At 64.4% G+C, this 20,944-nt stretch carries 24 protein-coding genes and 1 tRNA gene; 14 read left to right on the top strand and 11 right to left on the bottom strand.

What is annotated here, in order from left to right; all coding sequences use genetic code 11:
* Positions 1–93: 93 nt before the first annotated feature.
* From flgM to ABIE56_RS20485, 3 genes are read left to right on the top strand one after another with little or no spacing between them, the layout of a single operon-like run.
* On the top strand, positions 94–396 hold the full coding sequence (gene flgM, locus ABIE56_RS20495) for a flagellar biosynthesis anti-sigma factor FlgM (protein WP_429245652.1): 303 nt from the start codon (positions 94–96) through the stop codon (positions 394–396).
* Complete coding sequence (locus ABIE56_RS20490; protein ID WP_429245651.1) at positions 393–839, top strand: flagella synthesis protein FlgN; 447 nt, start codon at positions 393–395, stop codon at positions 837–839. The genes flgM and ABIE56_RS20490 overlap by 4 nt, the downstream gene beginning before the upstream one ends.
* A gap of 51 nt (positions 840–890) precedes the next feature.
* Positions 891–2,159 (top strand): EAL and HDOD domain-containing protein, encoded by a 1,269-nt coding sequence (locus ABIE56_RS20485; protein WP_429245650.1) that lies wholly within the window; start codon positions 891–893, stop codon positions 2,157–2,159.
* A 63-nt stretch (positions 2,160–2,222) separates the two neighbouring features.
* Here the strand turns inward: ABIE56_RS20485 and ABIE56_RS20480 are convergent, their stop codons facing one another.
* From ABIE56_RS20480 to rsmD, 8 genes are all read right to left on the bottom strand, one after another.
* Positions 2,223–2,633 carry an MAPEG family protein gene (locus ABIE56_RS20480; protein ID WP_429245649.1) on the bottom strand — a complete coding sequence of 137 codons (411 nt, stop codon included), beginning with the start codon at positions 2,631–2,633 and terminating at the stop codon, positions 2,223–2,225.
* An 11-nt stretch (positions 2,634–2,644) separates the two neighbouring features.
* Positions 2,645–3,703, bottom strand: coding sequence for a TMEM43 family protein (locus ABIE56_RS20475; RefSeq protein ID WP_429245648.1), 1,059 nt, complete (start codon positions 3,701–3,703; stop codon positions 2,645–2,647).
* A gap of 33 nt (positions 3,704–3,736) precedes the next feature.
* Positions 3,737–4,588, bottom strand: coding sequence for an MBL fold metallo-hydrolase (locus tag ABIE56_RS20470; protein WP_429245647.1), 852 nt, complete (start codon positions 4,586–4,588; stop codon positions 3,737–3,739).
* Positions 4,589–4,598: 10 nt separating this feature from the next.
* Complete coding sequence (gene ggt / locus ABIE56_RS20465) at positions 4,599–6,317, bottom strand: gamma-glutamyltransferase (protein ID WP_429245646.1); 1,719 nt, start codon at positions 6,315–6,317, stop codon at positions 4,599–4,601.
* Positions 6,318–6,380: 63 nt separating this feature from the next.
* Positions 6,381–6,638 carry a YfhL family 4Fe-4S dicluster ferredoxin gene (locus ABIE56_RS20460; protein ID WP_429245645.1) on the bottom strand — a complete coding sequence of 86 codons (258 nt, stop codon included), beginning with the start codon at positions 6,636–6,638 and terminating at the stop codon, positions 6,381–6,383.
* Positions 6,639–6,731: 93 nt separating this feature from the next.
* Positions 6,732–7,235 carry a hypothetical protein gene (locus ABIE56_RS20455; protein WP_429245644.1) on the bottom strand — a complete coding sequence of 168 codons (504 nt, stop codon included), beginning with the start codon at positions 7,233–7,235 and terminating at the stop codon, positions 6,732–6,734.
* 17 nt (positions 7,236–7,252) lie between these two features.
* Complete coding sequence (coaD, locus tag ABIE56_RS20450; protein ID WP_247428911.1) at positions 7,253–7,756, bottom strand: pantetheine-phosphate adenylyltransferase; 504 nt, start codon at positions 7,754–7,756, stop codon at positions 7,253–7,255.
* Between the two features lie 28 nt (positions 7,757–7,784).
* The gene (gene rsmD / locus ABIE56_RS20445; protein ID WP_429245643.1) at positions 7,785–8,354 is read right to left on the bottom strand and encodes a 16S rRNA (guanine(966)-N(2))-methyltransferase RsmD; all 570 of its coding nucleotides are present in this window, start codon (positions 8,352–8,354) and stop codon (positions 7,785–7,787) included.
* Positions 8,355–8,418: 64 nt separating this feature from the next.
* Between rsmD and ftsY the strand changes: the two genes are divergently transcribed.
* The 7 genes from ftsY to ABIE56_RS20410 all read left to right on the top strand — a co-directional run bounded on the left by ftsY (position 8,419) and on the right by ABIE56_RS20410 (position 13,124).
* Positions 8,419–9,564 (top strand): signal recognition particle-docking protein FtsY, encoded by a 1,146-nt coding sequence (gene ftsY / locus ABIE56_RS20440; protein ID WP_429245642.1) that lies wholly within the window; start codon positions 8,419–8,421, stop codon positions 9,562–9,564.
* A 20-nt stretch (positions 9,565–9,584) separates the two neighbouring features.
* Positions 9,585–10,631 (top strand): membrane assembly protein AsmA, encoded by a 1,047-nt coding sequence (locus tag ABIE56_RS20435; RefSeq protein WP_429245641.1) that lies wholly within the window; start codon positions 9,585–9,587, stop codon positions 10,629–10,631.
* The gene (mutY, locus tag ABIE56_RS20430; RefSeq protein ID WP_429245640.1) at positions 10,628–11,674 is read left to right on the top strand and encodes an A/G-specific adenine glycosylase; all 1,047 of its coding nucleotides are present in this window, start codon (positions 10,628–10,630) and stop codon (positions 11,672–11,674) included. The genes ABIE56_RS20435 and mutY overlap by 4 nt, the downstream gene beginning before the upstream one ends.
* On the top strand, positions 11,671–11,949 hold the full coding sequence (locus ABIE56_RS20425) for an oxidative damage protection protein (protein WP_429245639.1): 279 nt from the start codon (positions 11,671–11,673) through the stop codon (positions 11,947–11,949). The genes mutY and ABIE56_RS20425 overlap by 4 nt, the downstream gene beginning before the upstream one ends.
* A gap of 66 nt (positions 11,950–12,015) precedes the next feature.
* A tRNA-Phe gene (locus tag ABIE56_RS20420) sits at positions 12,016–12,091 on the top strand.
* Between the two features lie 248 nt (positions 12,092–12,339).
* Positions 12,340–12,579, top strand: coding sequence for a hypothetical protein (locus ABIE56_RS20415; protein WP_429245638.1), 240 nt, complete (start codon positions 12,340–12,342; stop codon positions 12,577–12,579).
* An 11-nt stretch (positions 12,580–12,590) separates the two neighbouring features.
* Positions 12,591–13,124 (top strand): hypothetical protein, encoded by a 534-nt coding sequence (locus ABIE56_RS20410; RefSeq protein WP_429245637.1) that lies wholly within the window; start codon positions 12,591–12,593, stop codon positions 13,122–13,124.
* Here the strand turns inward: ABIE56_RS20410 and ABIE56_RS20405 are convergent.
* Positions 13,121–13,585 carry a hypothetical protein gene (locus ABIE56_RS20405; protein WP_429245636.1) on the bottom strand — a complete coding sequence of 155 codons (465 nt, stop codon included), beginning with the start codon at positions 13,583–13,585 and terminating at the stop codon, positions 13,121–13,123. The two genes, ABIE56_RS20410 and ABIE56_RS20405, sit on opposite strands and share 4 nt — an antisense overlap.
* Before the next feature lie 177 nt (positions 13,586–13,762).
* Here ABIE56_RS20405 and ABIE56_RS20400 point away from each other — a divergent pair, with 177 nt between their 5' ends.
* Positions 13,763–14,599 carry an endonuclease/exonuclease/phosphatase family protein gene (locus tag ABIE56_RS20400; RefSeq protein ID WP_429245635.1) on the top strand — a complete coding sequence of 279 codons (837 nt, stop codon included), beginning with the start codon at positions 13,763–13,765 and terminating at the stop codon, positions 14,597–14,599.
* Here ABIE56_RS20400 and ABIE56_RS20395 read toward each other — a convergent pair.
* Positions 14,532–15,845, bottom strand: a complete 1,314-nt coding sequence (locus tag ABIE56_RS20395) for an acyltransferase family protein (protein WP_429245634.1) — start codon at positions 15,843–15,845, stop codon at positions 14,532–14,534. The two genes, ABIE56_RS20400 and ABIE56_RS20395, sit on opposite strands and share 68 nt — an antisense overlap.
* A gap of 168 nt (positions 15,846–16,013) precedes the next feature.
* Between ABIE56_RS20395 and ABIE56_RS20390 the strand changes: the two genes are divergently transcribed.
* Together ABIE56_RS20390 and parC are read left to right on the top strand one after the other, a co-directional pair.
* Positions 16,014–17,030: a proline iminopeptidase-family hydrolase gene (locus ABIE56_RS20390; RefSeq protein WP_429245633.1), complete on the top strand. Its 1,017-nt coding sequence runs from the start codon at positions 16,014–16,016 to the stop codon at positions 17,028–17,030.
* Between the two features lie 191 nt (positions 17,031–17,221).
* A complete protein-coding gene (parC, locus tag ABIE56_RS20385) occupies positions 17,222–19,462 on the top strand; it encodes a DNA topoisomerase IV subunit A (protein ID WP_429245632.1) in 2,241 nt (746 codons plus the stop codon).
* Between the two features lie 57 nt (positions 19,463–19,519).
* Here the strand turns inward: parC and ABIE56_RS20380 are convergent, their stop codons facing one another.
* Positions 19,520–20,008 (bottom strand): NUDIX hydrolase, encoded by a 489-nt coding sequence (locus ABIE56_RS20380; protein WP_429245631.1) that lies wholly within the window; start codon positions 20,006–20,008, stop codon positions 19,520–19,522.
* Positions 20,009–20,154: 146 nt separating this feature from the next.
* On the opposite strand from ABIE56_RS20380, the gene ABIE56_RS20375 reads away from it, so the two are divergent.
* Entirely contained in the window at positions 20,155–20,943 is a 789-nt protein-coding gene (locus ABIE56_RS20375; protein WP_429245630.1) for a phosphodiester glycosidase family protein, read from the top strand.
* Position 20,944: the final 1 nt, after the last annotated feature.

Here is a 20,944-nt window from a genome sequence, read left to right as displayed (position 1 = left end):
TCCGGTCACATTTTGCCGGATAGCGCCAGTTAAAGTTTGTGCCCCGAGGGCCGATAAAGGGTTCGAAGGACACATGTTCCGAGGGATATACCCATGACGACCACGATCAAACCAGGCATCCAGGCCCAGCAGCCGCCCGTGCAGCTGCGCACGCAGAGTCCCGCCGGCGGTACCGCCAAGGCCGAGGGCGCCGCTGCCGTGCGCCCGACGGATGACAGCGTGAGCATCACCGATTCGGCCAAGGCGCTGGATGCCGCCAGCCGCTCCGATGGCATCGATACCAAGCGCGTCGATGAAATCCGCTCGAAAATCGCTGATGGCACCTACAAGCCTGACGCCCAGGCCATTGCCAGCAAGTTCGTGGCCCTGGAATCGCAGATGGGTGGCAAGGCATGACTGCCGGCAGCCGTGACTTCGACACCGCGCTGAGCGCCGTGATGGGCGACCTCGCCCGTGAGGTCGACGCGCTGCACGCCTGCCTGATCGACGAGCGCATGGCGCTCGACCAGGCCAACAGCGATGCGTTGCAGAACGCCACGCGGAGCAAGGGCCACCTGCTCGACCGCATCGATCGCCTCGACACCGAGCGCCGCCAGCTCAGCAATGCCAGCGGTATCGATAGCGCAAACGACGCCCGCTGGGCACCGACCTTCGCACGCATCGGCGAATGCCGGTCCATCAACGAAACCAATGGCCGCATCGTCAGCCAGCGCATCGGCCATGTACGCCAGGCGCTCGCATTGATTTCGGGCGATTCGACCGGCGGCGTCGCATCCACCTACGGGCCACGGGGCACGACCCAGGTGAGCCTGCGCTCCGGGATACTCGCGCAGGTCTGACCCGCCACGAAGCACCCCTCCCGCCCACCGTTTGGCTTAAGAAGAAAAGCAATGGCAGTGAACCCCCAGGCGGCAGCGGTGAACGACGACGGCATTCTCCCGATCGTTCGCGTACCGGTGCTTGACCGTAAGCAGGCTCTGTTCGCCTATGAGCTGCTGTTCCCCCGGCCAGCCGGCGTCGATGTCGATACCGCGGCCACCGCGCACACCCAGGCCACGCTGAGCGCCATTGCCGATGGCAGCCTTAAGCGGCTCGTACGCGACAACAGGGCATTCCTGCACATGTCGCGTGATCTGCTGCTCGAGCACGCCGATATCCTCCGCCACAATGCACGCCTTGGCGCGAGCATCAGCGCCGACCTCGGCGGCGATGACCAGCTGCTGGAGAAGCTGCGTGAGCTGAAGAGCCACGGCTGCCTGCTCATGCTGGAAGATTTCAACCTGCCGGCCGATCCGGCCCACCGTGCTGGCGTGGATGCACTCCTGCGCATCGTGCAGTTCGCCAAGGTGGCGGTGAACCATCGCCACCCGGTCGCCGCGCGCGCCCACATGGATTACGTCCACGCGTTTGGTGTCAAGGTCATCGTGACCGGCATCGATACGCACGAAAGCTTCGCTGATTACGCCGACCAGGACGTGGATGGCTTCCAGGGCAAGTACCTCCTGCGCCCCGAGCGCGTGGACATGCCACGCCTGACGCCCAGCAAGCTGGGTGTACTTCGCCTCATGGGCGCGCTGCAGGATCCCGAAAACGGCCCTGTCGAGCTGGGCAAGATCGTGCGCGATGACGCCATCCTCAGCTACAAGCTGTTGGGCTGCGTTAACTCCGCTTACTTCGCCCTGCCCCGTCAGTTGAAGTCGGTAGAACAGGCGGCGGTGTTCTTTGGCGTGAACCGCATGCGCAACTGGATCTTCACCATGGCCGTGTCCGGCATGGATGAACGCCCGCCGGAACTGCTCCGGCAGGCGCTGATCCGCGCGCACATGTCCGAAAAGCTGGCACGCGTCATCAAGCCCGAGCTGCAGGAGATGGCCTTCACGGCCGGGCTGTTCTCCTTGCTCGATGCCCTGATGAACGTTTCCATGGCATACGTTCTCGAACATCTGCCGCTGGCCATCGAGATCCGCGAAGCCCTGCTCGATGGCACCGGGCCGTTCGCGTCCATCCTTGACCAGGTCCGCCATTGGGAAGAAGGCGAACTGGAAAGCGATGCGGCCCTGCGCGACCAGCATGTGCACCAGATGGCCGCACTGTACGTCGAAGCCACGAGCTGGGCCGACCACGTCTACGCGTTCGCCGACGGCAGCGCCTCCGAATGAAGGATATGCAGGAGCGCGCAAGCGCGCTCCTACAGCATCACCCGGGCCTGGCTGTGTTCTTCGTCAGACCAGCGACGGCGCGATGACGTGGATCACCACGTACTGCCAGATCAGCATCAACGCCATCGCGAGCAGCACCAGTAGGGTTAGCGCTGCGCCGATCGCACGCCCGGCGGACATACCGGGTGTGCTCGATAGGCCAAGCGCGTGGGCCACGCGCCCCACCAGCAACACGATGCCGAACACGTGCAGGAGCAGCGGCAGCGTCTGGTTGAGTTCGAGCACGAGCAGCAGAATGAGCCCGATGGGCACGTACTCGATGGCATTGCCATGCGCGCGGACGGCGCAGGCCAGCGTACGGTTCCCGCCATCCCCCAGGCCAATACTGGTGTTTCGCCGCAACAACATGACGCGCGCCGCCAACCCAAGCATCAACAGGGCAAGCAACGCGGCATAGAGACCGGTGATGCGCATGTAAGCTCCTGTCAGTGGGCGGCGCGCGCAGTGCGCTGCTGGACGCGCCAGATGGCGAGCCCTGCACCGAGCACGGCGAAAAGTAACCATACGCTGGCGGTCATCGCATCGCCAGCAAGCCACATGGCCCCGGCCACCGCGGATACGACCACGACACCCACGCCTACGGCGAACAGGGCATCGCGACGAAAGCGGCCACCGCACGCCAACAGGAATGCGCCAAGGATGGCAAGGAGGTATGCCCCACCGCGCACTACCGAGACGGCGGCGGGCGGTTCGGGCAATGCAGGGAGCACGTCGAGCAGACTGCGCTCGCCTACCTGAACATCAAAGCCAGCATCGCCAGGTTGAGCCGGCGTACCGGGCACCAGGGTATCGCCATCGATGCGCGCCAGCACGGTCATGTCCTGCAGCGGTATGGCCTCCCAGCTCACGCGCAGGTCACCCAGGCGGGGGCGATCGGGCTTGCTGCTGGTTACCAGCGCGCCGTCATGGGCCGTAAACGTCGCTGAAAGGTTTGCTGGCAACGATTTCTCATCCACGGGCACGTCGACCCGGCCTGGGAAATCTCGCACGATCTCGGTGGCAAGGCGGAAGTTGCCCAGGCGCACTTCGCCCGCTTCGAACTGCCGCCCCTGGATCGGGAACGCGCCAGGGTTAACGTGCCCGGCCGGCTTGGCGAACCCCGTGGCGTCGATCGGCCTATCAACCCAATCCATCTCGTAGTGCGTGCTGCCAGCGACGGTGATCTCGCGCCACTGGAACATTTCCACGTGGCGAACCAGCACGGGCGTGTTGCTGCGTACGTTGAATTCGTTGTCACGCGGCGCGTCCACCACCTGTGGCAAGCCGCTCACGCGCGTGGTGGAGCCGTACTGCCCGGCGGCGGGGCGCCCTGCCCCACCCAGATCGAGCACGGGCGCGCCGTGGCGGCTGACCGCTGCGGAGTAATCCATGACCCGGCGCTCGTTCCATGCGATAAGCCCCAGCGCACAAAGCATGAGCACGGCACCTGCGGTACGCGCGCCCCACGCCAGGCCTATCGCATTCGTTGTCTTCGTCGACCTCATCAAGCCCCCTGTAAATACGCGCCTGCCCGCGCGTTAGCCGTGCCAGCCGGTCAGCACCGGAAGGGTATCGGCTGCGTGATACCGGCCTTTCTCGTCGACCGCGACCGACGCCATGGCGCAATCGTGGTCGTGCGTGAAGAACAGCCGCACCCCCCGTGCCAGTTTATCGTCGAGGAAGGCTTTCTTTTCGTCGATCAGCTTCTCAGGCCAGCGGTCGTAACCCATGGTGACCGGTAAATGCACCCAGGCACGGCCGGGAATGAGATCAGCGCAGAACGCCACGCCACCCACTTCGGCGAGCATGAGGCCAGGCGTATGGCCGTCGGAAAATTCAAAGCGAACGGCATCGCCAAGCGATGACGGTTTGCCAGCCTCTACCAGCTCGAGGCGGCCGCTCTGCTCCAGCAACTGCACAAGCTCCGGTATGAACGATGCCCGGTCGCGCGGATGCGGACGCAGCGCGCGTTCAAAGTGTTCCCGCCCCACCAGGAAGCGCGCGTTGGGAAACAGCAGTCGCGCCGGCTGCCCTTCTTCCCACGGCGCCAGCAAACCACCGGCATGGTCGAAATGCAGGTGCGAGAGCACGACGGCATCGATCTCCTCGTGGCCGAGCCCAAGACCGGCGAGCGAATCGAGCAGGACATGACGATCCTCGACCACACCGTAGCGATCACGCATGGCGGGATCGAAAAAAGCGCCGATGCCGGTTTCAAACAGCACGTTGCGGCCATCCAGCCCGCGAGCGAGCAGGCAGCGGCATGCAAGCGGTATACGGTTCTGCTCATCCGGGGCGACCCAGCGCGACCACATGGCACGCGGGGCGTTGCCAAACATGGCCCCGCCGTCGAGCTTTTGCGAGTTACCTATAAGCGACCAGAGTTCCATGGGGCCTACCTTACTGCACCTTGCCAAGGCCCGAGGGACGGCGCGGATCGCTGGCTGCCTCGAGCTTGTTGGTGCGATGGTCCCAGGTCACCACATTCATGAAGCCCCACGGCGAACGTGGGCGAAGCACGTGGCCCATGTCGGTGAGCGCCTTCGCCGTAGCGGCATCGAAAACGCCGTCTTCCACGTCGACGCGATCCGGCAGGTACTGGTGGTGGTAGCGCTTCTGGGCGGTGATCTCGCTGGCACCCTTGCCATCGATGAAGGCAAGAATGCCCTCGAGTACCTGGGTGATGATGGTGGAGCCGCCCGGCGAACCGATGACCGCCGTGCGATCCGCGCCGAAGACGAAGCTGGGGGACATGGACGACAACATGCGCTTGCCCGGCTCAGGCTTGTTCGCCTCCGCGCCGCGCAGGCCAAAGGCGTTTGGCTGACCCGGCACCAACGCGAAATCGTCCATCTCGTCGTTGAGGAACACGCCCGTACCATCGGCAATGAAACCCGAGCCGAACTCCAGGTTCACGGTAAGCGTGGACGCCACCATGTTGCCGTCCGCATCGATCACCGAAAAGTGCGTGGTGTGCATGCCTGGCTCGGAGGCCATGGCCGTGGGAAGCAGGTCCGACGGCGTTGCCTTGTCGGGCGAGATCGTCGCGCGCAAACCATCGGCGTAGTAGCGCGACAGCAGCATGTCCAGCGGCATCTTCACGAAATCCGGGTCGCCCAGGTATTCATTGTGGTCGCGGAATGCGCGGCGCATGGCCTCGATGGTGAGGTGGGTGGAGTGCGCCAGGTCGACCTTGGTGAGATCGAAGCCGGCCAGGATATTCAGGACCTCGGCGATCGCCACGCCACCGGACGACGGCGGCGGTGCGGTGACAATGCGGTAGCCCTTGTAGTCGATACGCAGCGGCTCACGCTCTTTCACCTTGTACGCGTCGAGGTCAGCCTGGGTCCAGTTGCCGCCAGCCTTGCGCGACGAATCCACCAGCCGCTTCGCGGTCTCGCCCTTGTAGAAGCCATCCGCACCCTTCTCGGCCAGGCGCTTGAGGGTGTTGGCCAGGTCCGGTTGCTTCAGCGTCCAGCCCTGGGCCGGTGCGTTGCCGCCGGGCAGGAAGATGGCCGCCGACGATGGGTAGCGCGATAACACATCCTGGTTCTCCGCGATCGTGCCAATAAAGCGGGCATCGGGCTGGTAGCCATCGGTGGCCACGCGAATGGCCGGTGCCAGCGATTGCGACAGCGGCAGCTTGCCGTAGTGCGCCGCGATCCAGGCGAGGCCCGCGGGCTCGCCTGGAATGCCGGCGGAGAGCGGTCCATGCGTGGATACGTCGCGATTCGGCTTGCCATCCTTGCCGACGTAAACCTTCATATCCACCGCTTTTGGGGCGGTCTCGCGGGCATCGATGAAGATGTCGCGGTTATTTTTTGCCACGTGCAGCATGGCCATGAAACCGCCACCGAGGCCCGAGCTCTGCTGCTCCACCACGGCAAGCGTGGAGGACACGGCAATGGCGGCATCGAAGGCATTGCCTCCCTTGGCCAGCACTTCCAGGCCAGCGTTGGTGGCAAGGTAGTTCGCGCTGGCGATGGCCGCATGGCCGGGGCCACGGGTGGCAGGGGCGGTGGACACTGGCTGCGGGCGCTGGTCGGCGACGGCAATGCCAGAGCCGGCGACAAGGAACAGGCTCGCGGCGAGCACGCGCCACGATGGGGCATGGACCATGGGGGCCTCACTTCACGGGGAATATCTCGATCAGCGAGATTAACCCATCGCGGCGCCGAGGTCTTACGAGGCCGCCTTCGCCATCAGGTGTTCGTACTTGAGCATGAGCTGGTCGTGGCTCTCGACACGGTCCGGATCGTGCGGAATGCATTCCACCGGGCACACCTCCACGCACTGCGGATTATCGAAATGACCTACGCACTCGGTACACAGGTCTGGATCGATCACGTAGTAAAGCTCGCCCAGCGAAATGGCCTTGTTCGGGCACACCGGTTCGCAGACGTCACAGTTGACGCAGGTGTCGAGGATCAGGAGGGACATTCGTACATTTTAGCGTGTTTCGCCGCCGCCCGCCGGAACGAAAAAGGGCGCCCTGGGGCGCCCTTTTCCTGTACCAGCTGGCGCTGGTGGGTATTACATCGCCACGAAGCGGAAGGTCGCGCCGGTCGGGGCCAGCGCGTCGGCGACGCGCTGCTGGTCGGCCTGGTCGCCGATGAACAGGATGATCACGTTCTTGAACGAGCCCGGATTGGCGCTCTTGAACGCGTCGACGATCAGGTCGGCCGTCTTGGCCGACTCCGGGCCACCAAACACGAGCATGTTGCCCGGGGTGACGCCGCGGGCAACGGTGCCCTGCACGTTGTCGAGCTGGCGTGCGCGGCCATCCTGCCCAGCCTGGTCATCGCCGGCGGGCACGAAGTACGGGAACGGGCGGTCGGCAGTCATGCCCTGCATGTTCTTGCGCACGATCTGGCCGAAGTACTGGCTCCAGGCCTTGGTATCGGTCGGATTGGACGGCTTGGCGACAGCGGCTTCCTGCTGCGTGGCGGCCTGGTCGGTGTCTTCCGACTTGTTGCAGGCGGACAGGGCCAGGGCGGCGGTCAGGGCCACGGACGCGGCGAGGACGAACTTACGCATGATGATCACCTTTGTTTTCAAGAGTTGCGCCAGCGCTGGCGCATGGCCTGCTGCACCGCCGGATGCACGAAGCCGGAAATATCGCCACCCAGGCGACCGATTTCACGCACGAGCGACGAGGAGATAAAGCTGTACTGCTCTGCCGGGGTCAGGAACAGCGTCTCAACCCCAGGGATGAGATGGCGGTTCATGCTGGCCAGCTGGAACTCGTACTCAAAATCCGACACGGCGCGGAGGCCACGAAGGATAACGCCCGCACCGATTTCGGTGACGAAATCGGCAAGCAGGCAATCGAAGCCCCGCACCTCCACGTTGGGCAGGTCGGCCAGGGCCAGGCGGGCCAGCGCAATGCGCTCGCCCAGGCTGAAGCCAGGGCCCTTGTTACGGCTCTCAGCCACCGCGACCACGATACGGTCGAACAACGGGGCGGCACGCGACACAAGGTCGGCGTGGCCGTTCGTGATCGGATCGAACGTGCCCGGGTAAACGGCGAGGCGCGGATTGACCGGCGGATGAGTCATGGATGGACGGGTCGGGGGAAAACGCGGGCTAGCTTAGCGGAACATCCGGGGTGCGGCGATAGAGGGTGTAGGCCACCTCGCCGGCGAAGCCCTGGCGGTGTAACTGCCATGTGGCCGGAACCCCCACATCGGCTCCCCTGGGCGCCTCCACGTAGATCCAGGCCGCCGGGGCCAGCCAGCCGTGGTTTTCCAGGGCCGCCGCCGCCCCTTCCCACAGGTCGTCAGCAAACGGCGGGTCCATGAACACCACATCCACGGGCTTGCCGCCCGCCTTCAACCAGCGCACGGCGTCGTCACCGACCACAGCGGCCTGGACCTTGAGCCTGGCCAGGTTGGCCTTCAGGGCCGCTGCCAACTGGGCGTTCCTTTCGAGGAAGGTCACCGTCGATGCGCCCCGGGACAGGGCTTCGATGCCCAGGGCGCCGGTGCCCGCGAACAGATCCAGGCAACGCGCCCCGCCAATGATGGGCTGCAGCCAGTTGAACACCGTTTCACGGACACGATCGGTGGTCGGGCGCAGGCCCGGCAGGTCGGGGACCTCCAGCCGCGAATTGCGCAGGGAGCCGCCAATGATGCGGATACGGCCGTTGGCGATCATCGCTCAGCGGCCAGAGGGGGCGAGAGTGCTAGCATTCGCCTATTGTCTTTGAATCCCCTGCGCAATGCTCAAGTTCTGGAAGAAGAAGCCCGCCGAACCCGCAGCGACGCCCGAGGCGCCGCCCCCGGACGAGCGCGTGGAACAGGCCCCCGCTCCCCTCGCTTTCGATAGCGGCCCTGCCACGGCGGAAGCCCTTGCCGAAACCGTGGCGCCGGAGCCCGCGGCGCCCGAGCTGGAGCCCGAGGCCGAAGAGGCCGCCATCGCCGCCGAAGCCCAAGCCCAAGCCGCGCAGCCTGCAAAGCGCAGCTGGCGCGAGCGGCTGTCCGGCAGCGGTTTCGCGAAGAGCCTGTCGTCCCTGTTCGTGCGCAACCCGCGCCTGGACGATGACCTGCTCGATGAGCTTGAAACGGCGCTGATCACGGCTGATGTGGGCGTGGAAGCCAGCACCCGGCTCGTCGAAGACCTGCGCAAGCGCATGCACAAGCGCGAATTCGCCGATGCCAACGCCCTGCTGAAGGCCCTGCGCGAGCAGCTCGTTACGCTGCTGAAACCCGTGGAGAAACCGCTGGATGTCAGCACCCACGCGCCCTTCGTCATCCTTACCGTCGGCATCAACGGGGTTGGCAAGACCACCACGATCGGCAAGCTCGCCCGCCGGTTCAGCGACGAAGGTCGCGGAGTGATGCTGGCGGCGGGCGACACCTTCCGCGCTGCCGCGGTGGAGCAACTGAAAACCTGGGGCGACCGGAACAACGTACCGGTCGTCTCGCAGGGCCAGGATGCCGATGCGGCCAGCGTCATCTTCGATGCCCTGCAGGCCGCACGGTCGCGTGGCACCAAAGTGCTCATCGCCGATACGGCCGGCCGCCTGCACACGCAGGGTGGCCTGATGGATGAACTGGGCAAGATCGGCCGCGTCATGAAGAAGCTGGACGCCGGCGCGCCCCATGAGGTGCTCATGGTGATCGATGGCACCACCGGACAAAACGCGATCAGCCAGCTGCGCCAGTTCCGCGATACCGCTGGCGTGACAGGGCTGGTTGTCACGAAGCTGGATGGCACGGCCAAAGGCGGCGTCATGTTCGCGCTGGCACGCGAGTTTGGCCTGCCGATTCGCTACGTGGGCCTGGGCGAAACGGCGACCGACCTGCGGGTGTTCGAGGCCGAGGCGTTCGTGGACGGCCTGCTGCCTGCCTCACTCGGCGGCTGACGGCCCGTCCCGCCGGCACGATGAGATACCGCCTGCGCACCTTCCTCCTTGCAACCGGGGGCTTTCTCGCCGCACTGGTGATTGCGGCGATCATCGCCACTTACGTTGTGCTCCAGCCAGACCGGTTCACCTCGCTATTGCAAGCGCGTGCCAGGGCCGCAGGCCTTTCGCTCACGCTGGCAAGCCCCGCAACACCCACGCTTTGGCCCAAGCCGGCGCTCGAACTCGATGGCGTTACGTTGCGCCGCCCCGATGGCGGCACGCCGCTCGTCGTTGCATCACGTGGGAAACTGGTACTGCCGTGGCGAACCCTGATGGGCCGCGACACCAGCATTTCGCGCCTGGAAGTGGAAGGCGCGCGGATCGATCTGGACGCGGTATCGGCGTACCTGGATACGCTGCCGAAGCGTCCCAGCGCGGCGGGTGCCACATTGCCGACGATCGATGCCGGTTTTCGCATCACCCGGGGCACGTTGCTGCGCGGGAACCGCCTGGTTCTGTCTGACGTGGAGGCAGATGCCGGTCGTCTTGCCAGTGGTCGCCGCTTCAGCCTCTCGGTCGCCGCGGCGACCGACGACGGCCATCCTTACCAACTCATTCTCGCCACGTTGCCCACGCTTCGCGATGGGGTGCTCACACTGGATGACCTCACGCTGGACATGGCATCGCCGGAACATTTCGAGACCAACCTGAAAGGCTCGGCCATCTGGCGTGGGGGTGCGGATGTCGGCGCGTCGCTCGCCGGCAAGCTCGCGCTCGACAAGGTGGCGCCGTACGCCATGCAGCTGAACGTCACGCCCGCCAACCAGGAAGACCCGCTGTACGTCGCGCTGAAGCTTGATGGCGATACCGGGCATGCCGACCTGCGCGTGCCACCGCTCGCGCTGGCTGACTGGTGGACGGGCGTGCAGGCGGGCGGTGCACCCGCCCTGCCGCCCGCATTGGGCAGCGTGGATATGCAGGCACTGGACGCCGGTGGCGTGCAGGTGAAGGGTTTGCGGATACGCGCTACGCCCAACGTTCCGGTATCCACATCCAGCAGCGCGGCGGCGAGTGGCACAAAGTGAACCGTTTCGCCGAAGAACTGCTCCGCTGGTTTGACCACCACGGACGCAAGGATCTGCCCTGGCAACATCCGCGCGATGCGTACCGGGTCTGGCTGTCGGAGATCATGCTGCAGCAGACGCAGGTCATCACCGTGATCGGGTACTTCCAGCGTTTCGTCGATCGCCTGCCTACCCTGCGCGACCTGGCCGAAGCTGACGAGGACACGGTGTTGGCGCTGTGGTCCGGCCTGGGTTATTACCGGCGCGCGCGCTTCCTGCACCTTGCCGCCAAGCGCTGCATGGCGGAACACGGCGGTGAACTGCCGCGCGACCTGGATGCGCTGATGGCACTGCCAGGCATCGGCCGTTCCACGGCTGGCGCTATCCTCGCGCAGGCTTACGGGCTGCGCTTCCCCATCCTGGATGGGAATGTGAAGCGGGTACTCACCCGTTACCACGGCATCAACGGTTTTCCCGGTGAAAGTGCGATCGAGAAGCGCCTGTGGCAGCACGCCGATGCGCACACGCCGGAGCATCGCACCGCGGATTACACACAGGCGATCATGGATCTTGGCGCCACGGTGTGCGTACGGAGCAAGCCCGCTTGCCTGCTCTGCCCGCAGGCCGCGACGTGCGTGGCGCACCGCGACGGGCTGACCGCGGTGCTGCCCACGGCAAAACCCGGAAAGAAAATTCCCACGCGGTCCATCGCGATGCTCTTGCTGCGCGATGCGCGCGGCCGCGTGCTGCTGGAACGGCGCGGCCCTGCTGGCGTTTGGTCCGGCTTGTGGAGCCTGCCAGAGGCGCAGGACGCCGACAGCGCACCGAACGCGGCGGCGGCACTCGCCCGAGTGGGCCCCGCCGATGCCCTACCCGCCTTCACCCACGTATTCAGCCATTACCGACTGGACGTTTCCCCCATCCTGTTCGACCATGCGGCCCCGCTGCGCCGCATAAGCGACAGTGCCGACCGGCGCTGGTGCGCCCCGGGTGACCTGGCGAACCTCGGTTTACCCGCACCCGTGCGCACGCTGCTCGATAATCTTCCGGAGATCACCCCATGACCCGCATGGTCCAATGCGTAAAACTTGGCCGCGAGGCCGAAGGCCTCGATTTCGCCCCATGGCCCGGCGACCTTGGTAAGCGCATCTACGACAACGTATCGAAGGAGGCCTGGGCACAGTGGCTGTCGCACCAGACCATGCTGATCAACGAGATGCGGCTATCACCACTCGACCCGAAGACTCGGGCCTTCCTGTCTGGCGAGATGGAGAAATATTTCTTCGGCGGCGACGTCGTGCAGCCCGCCGGTTACGTGCCGCCCGACGAGGGGGCTTGACGGCGGCGGCCTCACCCGATTTAATACGCGGCTCCACACGCCGCAAGTCATGTTGCTGGCACTCGTGGCTCGGTAGCTCAGTTGGTAGAGCAGGGGATTGAAAATCCCCGTGTCGGCGGTTCGATTCCGTCCCGAGCCACCATTTATTCAGAAAAAAGCCCGCTCATTGAGCGGGCTTTTTTTGTGTCGCCGCATTCGCTTAAACAAGAACAGTTCTCGTTTAATCCCGGCGCGACCATCGCACCCGGCGCCGCGTTGCGCGAACCCGCCGATCTCGCACGAACTGCTACGCCGACGCACAAAGAGGGAATCGCCTACATACGAGACGCTAGGCAGATGCGAACCTAGGCCCTCTCCCCTAACTGGGCCAGTGCGCCTGAAGGACGCCCGATGACTGCAGAGTTCGTCGCCAACCTTGCCGAACGAGTCGGCCGGCTCGAAGTCGACGTCGGCCATATCTCCAGGAACGTTTCCGCGATTGAAGAGCGTATCGCACACATGCCCACCCGCGCCGACCTGTGGAAGACGGTCGCCGTGGCCGCCGGGGCCGTCATCGGCGCCATGTGGCTTGCACTCCAGTTCTTCGCCAAACCGTATCTCGATTCGCTGGCGCCGCAACTGGTCAACTAGGGAGAATAAAAATGCCGCCACGCAGTGTGCGCAACTCGCGATACGCCGCACCAGGGAACAATAACCTGGCGCTCGAAGCCCTGCTGAAAAGCATGGACGGCCGATTGAAAAGCATGGACGGTCGACTAAACGTCCTGGTCGATAAAGTCGGCGGGCTCGAGGCGAGCGTCGCAAGAATCGAAACGCGGCTGGACAGCATGGAGGATCGGGTCGATCGCATCGAACTCCGCCTTGATCGCATCGAGGCCAAGGTCGACAGGCTTGAGGTTCGCGTAGCGAGACTCGAACAGGACGTCGGTACACTCAAGGTCGACGTAAGCAAGCTGCAGGTCGACGTAAGCAAGCTGCAAGTCGACGTAAGCAAGCTACAGGTCGACGTCGGCAAGTTGCAGGTCGACGTCGGCAACTTACAAGTTGACGTGAGTAAGCTGCCAACATGGAAAGGCGTGGGCAGCGCGGCCGCCGCCACCGTTGCCACGACGGGTAGCGCGGTTGCGTGGCTCACCGCTGGAGGCGCCAGGTCGATCGCAAGGTGGTTCAATTAACTTTCGACGTCCCGCCCAGCCTGCGCCACACAAACGCGCAACGCATCGTCGACGATGGCTTGCTCGTCCTGCACATGTCCAGGCGTCGATCTCGACAGGCTGGCGATGCGAACATCCATGGCGGCGCGCAAGCGCTCCTGTGCCACCTGGCCGCATGGGGTGCGCGGCTTCCAGGCGCTGGTCGCGTCGGCTCGCTTCCGCAGCGTCGTGATCAGCGCATCTCGCTGGTCGGCCGACGCACCCTCCGCCGCCGTGACCTGGGCGCGCCAGTCACTGACCACGCCGTGCAGATCATCGCCATCCGCCACTATGGCGGCAGCATCGCGCTGGCGGGCGCCATGGGAGGCGGTCAGCGCGAAGATCAGGGTGGCTAGCGAGGCAAGGAAGGCAACGCCCACCACGGCGACCACAGCACGGCGGCCGTTGTTGGGGGGCCGGGAATCAGGGCTTTGTTCCGACACGGCGGAATCCTTCTGGGGTTCAGACGCTTATTGTGCCCCAGGACGCGCCGCAGGCCGCCCCTGCCCAACGACTCGCGACGAAATGCCCCACCGCCGCGGAAGAACGCGACCTACGTAACACGCCGCCGCCACGTTACGTCGTTATAGTCGAACGCTTCTCCACAGGAAGCCGACCGCATGTCCCGTCTGCGTCACCTCGCCCTCCTCGCCGCGCTCGCCGCCGTCTTTGCCGGCCCCGCGACTGCCACCGAAGACCTGAAGGTCATGTCCTTCAACGTGCGCACCATTACCGGTCCCGATGGCCCGAACCGCTGGGACATGCGCAAGGACCTGTTCGCCGACACGATCCGCCAGATGGATCCCGATGTGATCGGTACGCAGGAACTCGCTCAGCAGCAGGGTGATGACACCGTGGCCCGCCTGCCCCAGTTCGCCTGGTTCGGCCGCGACCGCTTCGGTGGGCACAAGGACGAGCACATGGGCATCTTCTACCGGAAGGATCGCCTGAAGCTGGTGAAGTCCGGTGATTTCTGGCTTTCCGATACCCCCGATAAGGTCGCCAGCATCACGTGGGGCAATATCTTCCCGCGCATGGTGAACTGGGCGCTGTTTGAGCGCCTTTCGGACCACAAGCAGTTCTATGTGCTCGATACACACTTCCCCTACCGCGATAACGACGAAGAGGCGCGCTCAAAGTCGGCGCACGAGATGGCCGAATGGGTGAGGAAGCTGCCCGCCGGGACGCCCGTGGTTATCACAGGTGACTTCAACACCGGGCCTGATAGCGAATCGCACCGCTCGCTTACCGCATCCTTCAAGGATGCGTGGCTGACCGCACCGAAGAAGGAAGGCCCCGAAGAGACCTTCCATAATTTCACCGGTACCGCGACGAAACGCATTGACTGGATCCTTTATCGCGGCCTCGAACCGAAGAGCGTGCGGACGATTACGATTTCGAAAGACGGGCGCTATCCGTCGGACCACTTCCCCGTTCAGGCCGATTTCGTCCTCTGAACCAGCTATGTCCTGGCAGGAGCGGGCTCGGCCTGCTCCTGCCTACGTAGCGGAAGCGCAGCGGGACTTGCGCGCGCGGGGCGCCGGGAAACACGTACTGCGAAAGCTGGATGCCCCAACGGTCGAACGTGCGGTCGAACAGCAATGCGGCTGCGATGACCACGGTGAACGTCGCCGGCGCGGTGAGCAGCGCCGCGGCAACCGGGCCCAGTGACAGGCGGCCAGACAGAAACACAAAGAACCACGCCGAGAAACTCAGCAAGATCGGCAGGTGGACCAGATAGAACGAGTAGGAAATGCGACCCATGAATTGGGCCGGGCGGCTCTGCAGCACGCGATCCAGCACGCCACACCGCACGACATAAAGCAGCATGACGCCACCGGCGACATTGAAGGCCGCCTTACGCACGTTATCGTCCAGCGGCAGCACGCGTGTCCAGTCATACCAGGGCGACACATCGAAACCACCGCAGACAACGGCGCCCACGAGTAACGCGCCGAGCAGCGGCTTAGAGCGCACAAGGGGCATCTCGCCGACATGGCTCCCGATCAGGAACGCCGCGTAGTACGGCCAGTCATTCGGAAAGAACCAAAGCAAAAGCGCCATCGCCATGGCAAAACACAATACGCGCGGCATCCCCTGCAGGAGCGCGCCTGCGCGCGATGCATCTCGTACCGCCAGCGCCCGATACGCAAATACGAAGATCGAGCCCAACAACTCAATCTTCATCGTCCAGAGCGTCGGGTTGAACCGCGACCACCCGCCCAGAATGGTCCCGTAAACGCCGTCTCGCAGCGCCTCCAGAACGTCCGGTGGCTTCTCCCAGAAATCTGCCACCCATGTCGAGCCGGAAAGCGCCCCCGCCTCCCGCGCCTGACTCCAACCCATCGCCATGACAAGCCAGGCAAACATAACCGAGCCGAAGATAGGCACGCCAAGCCTGAGGTATCGACGTGAGGCGCGAAGCCGAATGACAGACAGATCACCCGAGACGAGAAACGCCTTAGTCAGCACGTAACCGCTGAGCACAAAGAAAATGCATACGGCGAACTGCCCATTCCACAGTACAGAAAGGGGCTGAAAGGCAATGATGTGTTCGGCCGCGCCCTCCATCGCCGCAGGGGTCGTGGTATCCGGGTAGATATAAGCAAACCCACCGGGGAGGAACGCCAGGCAGAGGTGGCAGAGCAATACGTTGACCGCAGCCAGGCCGCGCAGGCCATCGGCGGAAAGATCTTTGCGCATCGAAACGTCCGCTGCGTAAAACCCTATCTAAGCAGGGCCGGCTTGGCTCCCGGGTGAATACCGGGGTGGGCTGTTGGGGAACCTTCCGGAACATAAAAGCGAGGTGACGGCTTGCGGTCCGTTACAGCTAACGCGATAGTCGCAATAATTTCCGGGGAGGTTCGGCCCATGCGCCGTTTGATGACAATTCTGTTGCTTGCATTTACGGCGTTCGCGGCTCATGCAGCGCCACCGCCGTCGTACTTCGACAACACCGGGCGCGACGACGTGCTTTCGGGCGGCGTCAAGATGATCACCATCGATACGCCCAAGGGAAAGTTCCGCGTGTGGACCAAGCGCGTGGGCAATAACCCTACGATCAAGGTGCTGCTCCTGCACGGCGGCCCTGGCGCGACCCACGAATACTTCGAGGCTTTCGATAGTTATTTCCCTGGTGCCAGCATCGAGTATTACTACTACGACCAGCTTGGCTCGGCATTCAGCGACAAGCCCACGGACGAATCCCTGTGGGAGATCCCGCGCTTTGTCGAGGAAGTAGAGCAGGTGCGCCAGGCGCTGCACCTGGACAAGGACAACTTCTACCTGCTCGGCCATTCGTGGGGCGGCGTCCTTGCCATTGAATACGCCCTGAAATACCAGCAGCACCTGAAGGGCCTGGTTATCTCGAACATGGTGGATAGCATCCCGGCGTACAACGTGTATGCGAAGACCGTGCTAATGCCTGCCATGGATCAGAAAAAGCTGGCCGAAGTGCAGCGCATGGAACGCGAGCACAAGACCAGCGATCCGGCCTACATGGCGATCCTGACCCCCATGCACTACGAACAGCACGTGCTGCGCATGCCGGCCGACCAGTGGCCTGACCCGGTCACCCGCGCGTTCGGTCACATAAACGAGCAGATCTACGTGTCCATGCAGGGGCCCAGCGAGCTGGGTGCGAGCGGCAAGTTGCTGCACTGGGACCGCAGCAAGGACCTGGCGAAGATCACCGTGCCGACCCTGGTGATCGGCGCCACGTACGACACCATGGACCCGAAGTACATGGAGGCCATGTCCAAGAAATTGCCCCACGGGCATTTTCTGCTGTGCCCCAAGGGCGCGCACCTGGCCATGTACGACGACCAGCAGACGTATTTCACGGGGCTGATCAGGTTCCTGAAGGAGACGGACACGGCTAAGCCCTGAGGCACATCCCATTGCGCGCAAGCGCGCTCCTGGAACAGCCGCCCTGTCGAGGCTATCTGTGATCCCTTGCAGGAGCGCCCTTGCACGCGATCCGGCCTTCCCCGCGCCCCAGTCTTCGCTCCTGAGACGTGTTTCTGGCACCATCCTCCGGTTAACGACGCGCCGAGGCGCGCTGCCGGATCGCTAAATACATGAATTTGCAAGCCAATTACGAACAGATCCCGCTCAAGGACTACGCCGAGCGTGCGTACCTCGATTACTCGATGTACGTGGTGCTCGATCGCGCCCTGCCCTTTATCGGCGACGGCCTGAAGCCGGTCCAGCGGCGCATCATCTACGCCATGAGCGAGCTCAGCCTGGGCGCCCAGGCCAAGCCGAAGAAATCCGCCCGTACCATTGGTGACGTGATCGGCAAGTTCCATCCGCACGGCGATTCGGCCTGCTACGAGGCCATGGTGCTGATGGCCCAGCCGTTCTCGTACCGCTACCCGCTGGTGGATGGCCACGGCAACTTCGGTTCATCGGATGATCCGAAGAGCTTCGCGGCCATGCGCTACACGGAATCGCGCCTGACCCCCATCGCCGAAGTGCTGCTTTCCGAGCTGGGCCATGGCACCACCGACTGGTCGGCCAACTTCGATGGCACGCTGGAGGAGCCCACGTGGCTGCCAGCGCGCGTGCCGCACGTGCTGCTGAATGGCTCCATGGGCATTGCGGTGGGCATGGCTACCGATATCCCGCCGCACAACCTGCGCGAGGTCGCCAGCGCGTGTATCCGCCTGCTCGACGACCCGGACGCCACCATCGCCGACCTGTGTGAGCATGTGCAGGGCCCGGATTACCCGACCAAGGCCGAAATCATCACGCCGCGCCGGGAACTGGTCGCGATGTACCAGACCGGCACCGGTTCGGTGCGTGCGCGCGCCATCTACGAGCGCGATGACAGCAATATCGTGATCACCGCCCTGCCCCACCAGGTATCGCCCTCCAAGATCCTGGAGCAGATCGCCGCGCAGATGCGTGCGAAGAAGCTCCCGATGATCGAGGACCTGCGCGACGAATCCGATCACGAGAACCCGATCCGCCTCGTCATCGTGCCGCGCTCGAACCGCGTGGATGTGGACGAGATGATGCAGCACCTCTTCGCCACGACGGACCTGGAGAAGAGCTTCCGCATCAACATGAACATGATCGGCCTGGATGGCCGCCCGCAGGTGAAGGATCTGAAGACGATCCTTGCCGAGTGGCTGCGCTTCCGCACCGATACCGTCACCCGCCGCCTGAATCACCGCCTGAGCCGCGTCGAGCGCCGCCTGCACCTGCTCGAGGCGCTGCGTATCGCCTACCTCAACCTGGATGAGGTGATCCGCATCGTCCGCACCGAGGAAGAGCCCAAGCCGGTGCTGATCGCTCGCTTCCGCCTCGATGAGGAGCAGGTCGACTACATCCTCGAAACCAAGCTGCGCCAGCTGGCCCGCCTGGAAGAGATGAAGATCAATGAAGAGCGCGACAAGCTCGAGGAAGAGCGCGCGCGGATCAACGTCCTGCTCAAGTCCCCGGCCAAGCTGAAGAGCCTGATCAAGGACGAATTGCGTGGCGACGCCGAAAAGTTCGGTGACGAGCGCCGTTCGCCGCTGATCGAGCGCAGTGTCGCCCAGGCCCTCGATGAGAGCGCACTGGTCGCTTCCGAGCCCGTGACTGTCGTGCTCTCGCAGAAGGGCTGGGTACGCGCCGGCAAGGGCCACGATGTGGACGGCGAGGCGCTGTCTTACCGCGAAGGCGATAGCCTGGCAGCCATCGCTCGCGCCCGTACCACGCAGCAGGTCGCGTTTATCGATTCGACCGGTCGTGCCTACGCGACGCCCGCCCACACACTCCCTTCCGCCCGCGGCAACGGCGAGCCCCTGACGGGCCGGTTCAGCCCGCCCGCCGGCGCACGCTTTGATGCCGTGGTCGCGGCCGACAACGACACCCGCATCGTGCTCGCCACCGATTTCGGCTATGGATTTGTGACGCGCTTCGAGGCCCTCACGGGCCGCCAGAAGGCGGGTAAACAGATCATCTCGCTGAGCGATGGCGCGCGCGTACTAGGCCCCGCCATCACGCCGGATCCGTCGCGCGACCGCATTGTGGTCGTGACCAGCGAAGGCCACCTGCTGATGTTCTCGGTGGCGGAGCTGCCAGAGCTCGACAAGGGCAAAGGCAACAAGCTCATCGAGATCCCGAAGGCCAAGCTGGCCTCGGGCGAAGAGCGCGTGGTCGGCGTTGCCGTGGTCACCGAGGGCAAGGGCGAAGTCACCATGTATGCGGGCGCCCGCAAGCTCACCCTGAAGTGGGCCGACCTGGTGGAATACGGCGGCAACCGCGCCACCCGCGGTGGCGTGCTGCCGCGCGGCCTGCGTCGCGTCGAACGGATCGAAACCAGCGGTTGATAACCGCTCCCTGCAGGAGCGCGCGTGCGCGCTCCTGCAGGTCACAAGCGGGTCGCGTTACAGCCGGGTATAGCTCCACGACACCATCCGCCCGTCCTTGTACGGCATGACGCCATGGAACGGCCGCGGGTCGGCATCGAAGACGAGCGGCAGGAAGTGACGATCGCCTTCCCACATGGGCAAGGCGTCCAGTTCATCCGCTTTCACCCATTCAAGGGTACCTTCCGGGTTGGAGGACAGGGCCTCACCTTCAAAACGGGTGATGACGAAGATAAAGCCCAGCCAGTCTTCGCCGTTCTTGCCGAAACCCGGCCAGTTCAGCGTCCCGCGCAGGCTCATTTCGGTGCATTCAATGCCCGCCTCCTCGCGAATCTCACGACGCATGCAGGCAGCAATATCCTCGCCCGGCTCCATCTTCCCGCCCAGGCCGTTGTACTTGCCCAGGTGCTGGTCATCCTTGCGGGCATTGCGGTGAATCATGAGCACGCGCTGGCCGTCGGGCGACAGCACATAGCCAAGGGTGGCGACAATGGGCGTATAGGGCATGGCGTGATGCGGCAGGGGTAAACCCTGGAGTTTACGCCTACCGGGGCTCGCGCTCCCGTCGCCGTACACGTGCCTTGCGCCAGCCCTTGCGCGCGCCCCGCCTGCCCGGCGAACATCGGTGGATGCCCCACCGTCGTATCCATCGCATGACCAGCCGTTTTCTCATCCGCAGCCTCCCCCTCGTGGGCCTCGCCGCCCTGTCCATCGGCTGCGCCGCGCCCGCGGACGCGGTGGAAGGACGCGAGGTGGTGTTCGATAGCCAGTCGTATTTCGTGGCCAGCGTGGATACGCGCCGCGAGGACATCGAGCTGTACTGGCGCAACCCGGACAGCGGGCAGCCTTTCGCGAGCCTCGAGGCGCTGAAGACGTGGACCGCGGCGAAAGGCCGGCCGCTGGTGTTCGCTACCAACGCGGGCATCTACGATCGTGATTTCCGCCCGCTGGGGCTGTACGTGGAGGACGGCAAGGCGGTCGTGCCGCTGAACCTGGCCCACGGCAATCCGCGTTCGGGCAACTTCTCGCTGCTGCCCAACGGCGTGTTCGCCATCTATGAGGATGGCACAGCCGAAATCCTCCCCACCGAGGCGTTCCGCGCCGCGGGAAAAAAGCCGCGCTGGGCCACGCAATCCGGCCCCATGCTGGTGATCGACGGCAAGGTGAATACGCAATTCGACGATAGTTCGGACAGCATGAAGTGGCGTAGCGGTGTGTGTGCAAAGACGCCGCACGACGTGGTCTTCGTGGTCAGCCGCGCCCCGGTTAACTTCCACTCGTTCGCCCGGCTGTTCCGCGACGAGCTCGGCTGTCGCGACGCGTTGTTCCTCGATGGCACCATTTCCCAGGCGTGGACACCCACCGCAGGCTACGCAGGGGCACCCGCCTTCATGACCAAGCCCTACGCCGGCATGGTCGCCGTGTTCCCCAAGAAACGCTGAC

The organism is Luteibacter sp. 621 (assembly GCF_050435445.1).
Taxonomy (GTDB): Bacteria; Pseudomonadota; Gammaproteobacteria; order Xanthomonadales; family Rhodanobacteraceae; genus Luteibacter.
This window is presented reverse-complemented; position numbering and strand designations above follow the sequence as displayed.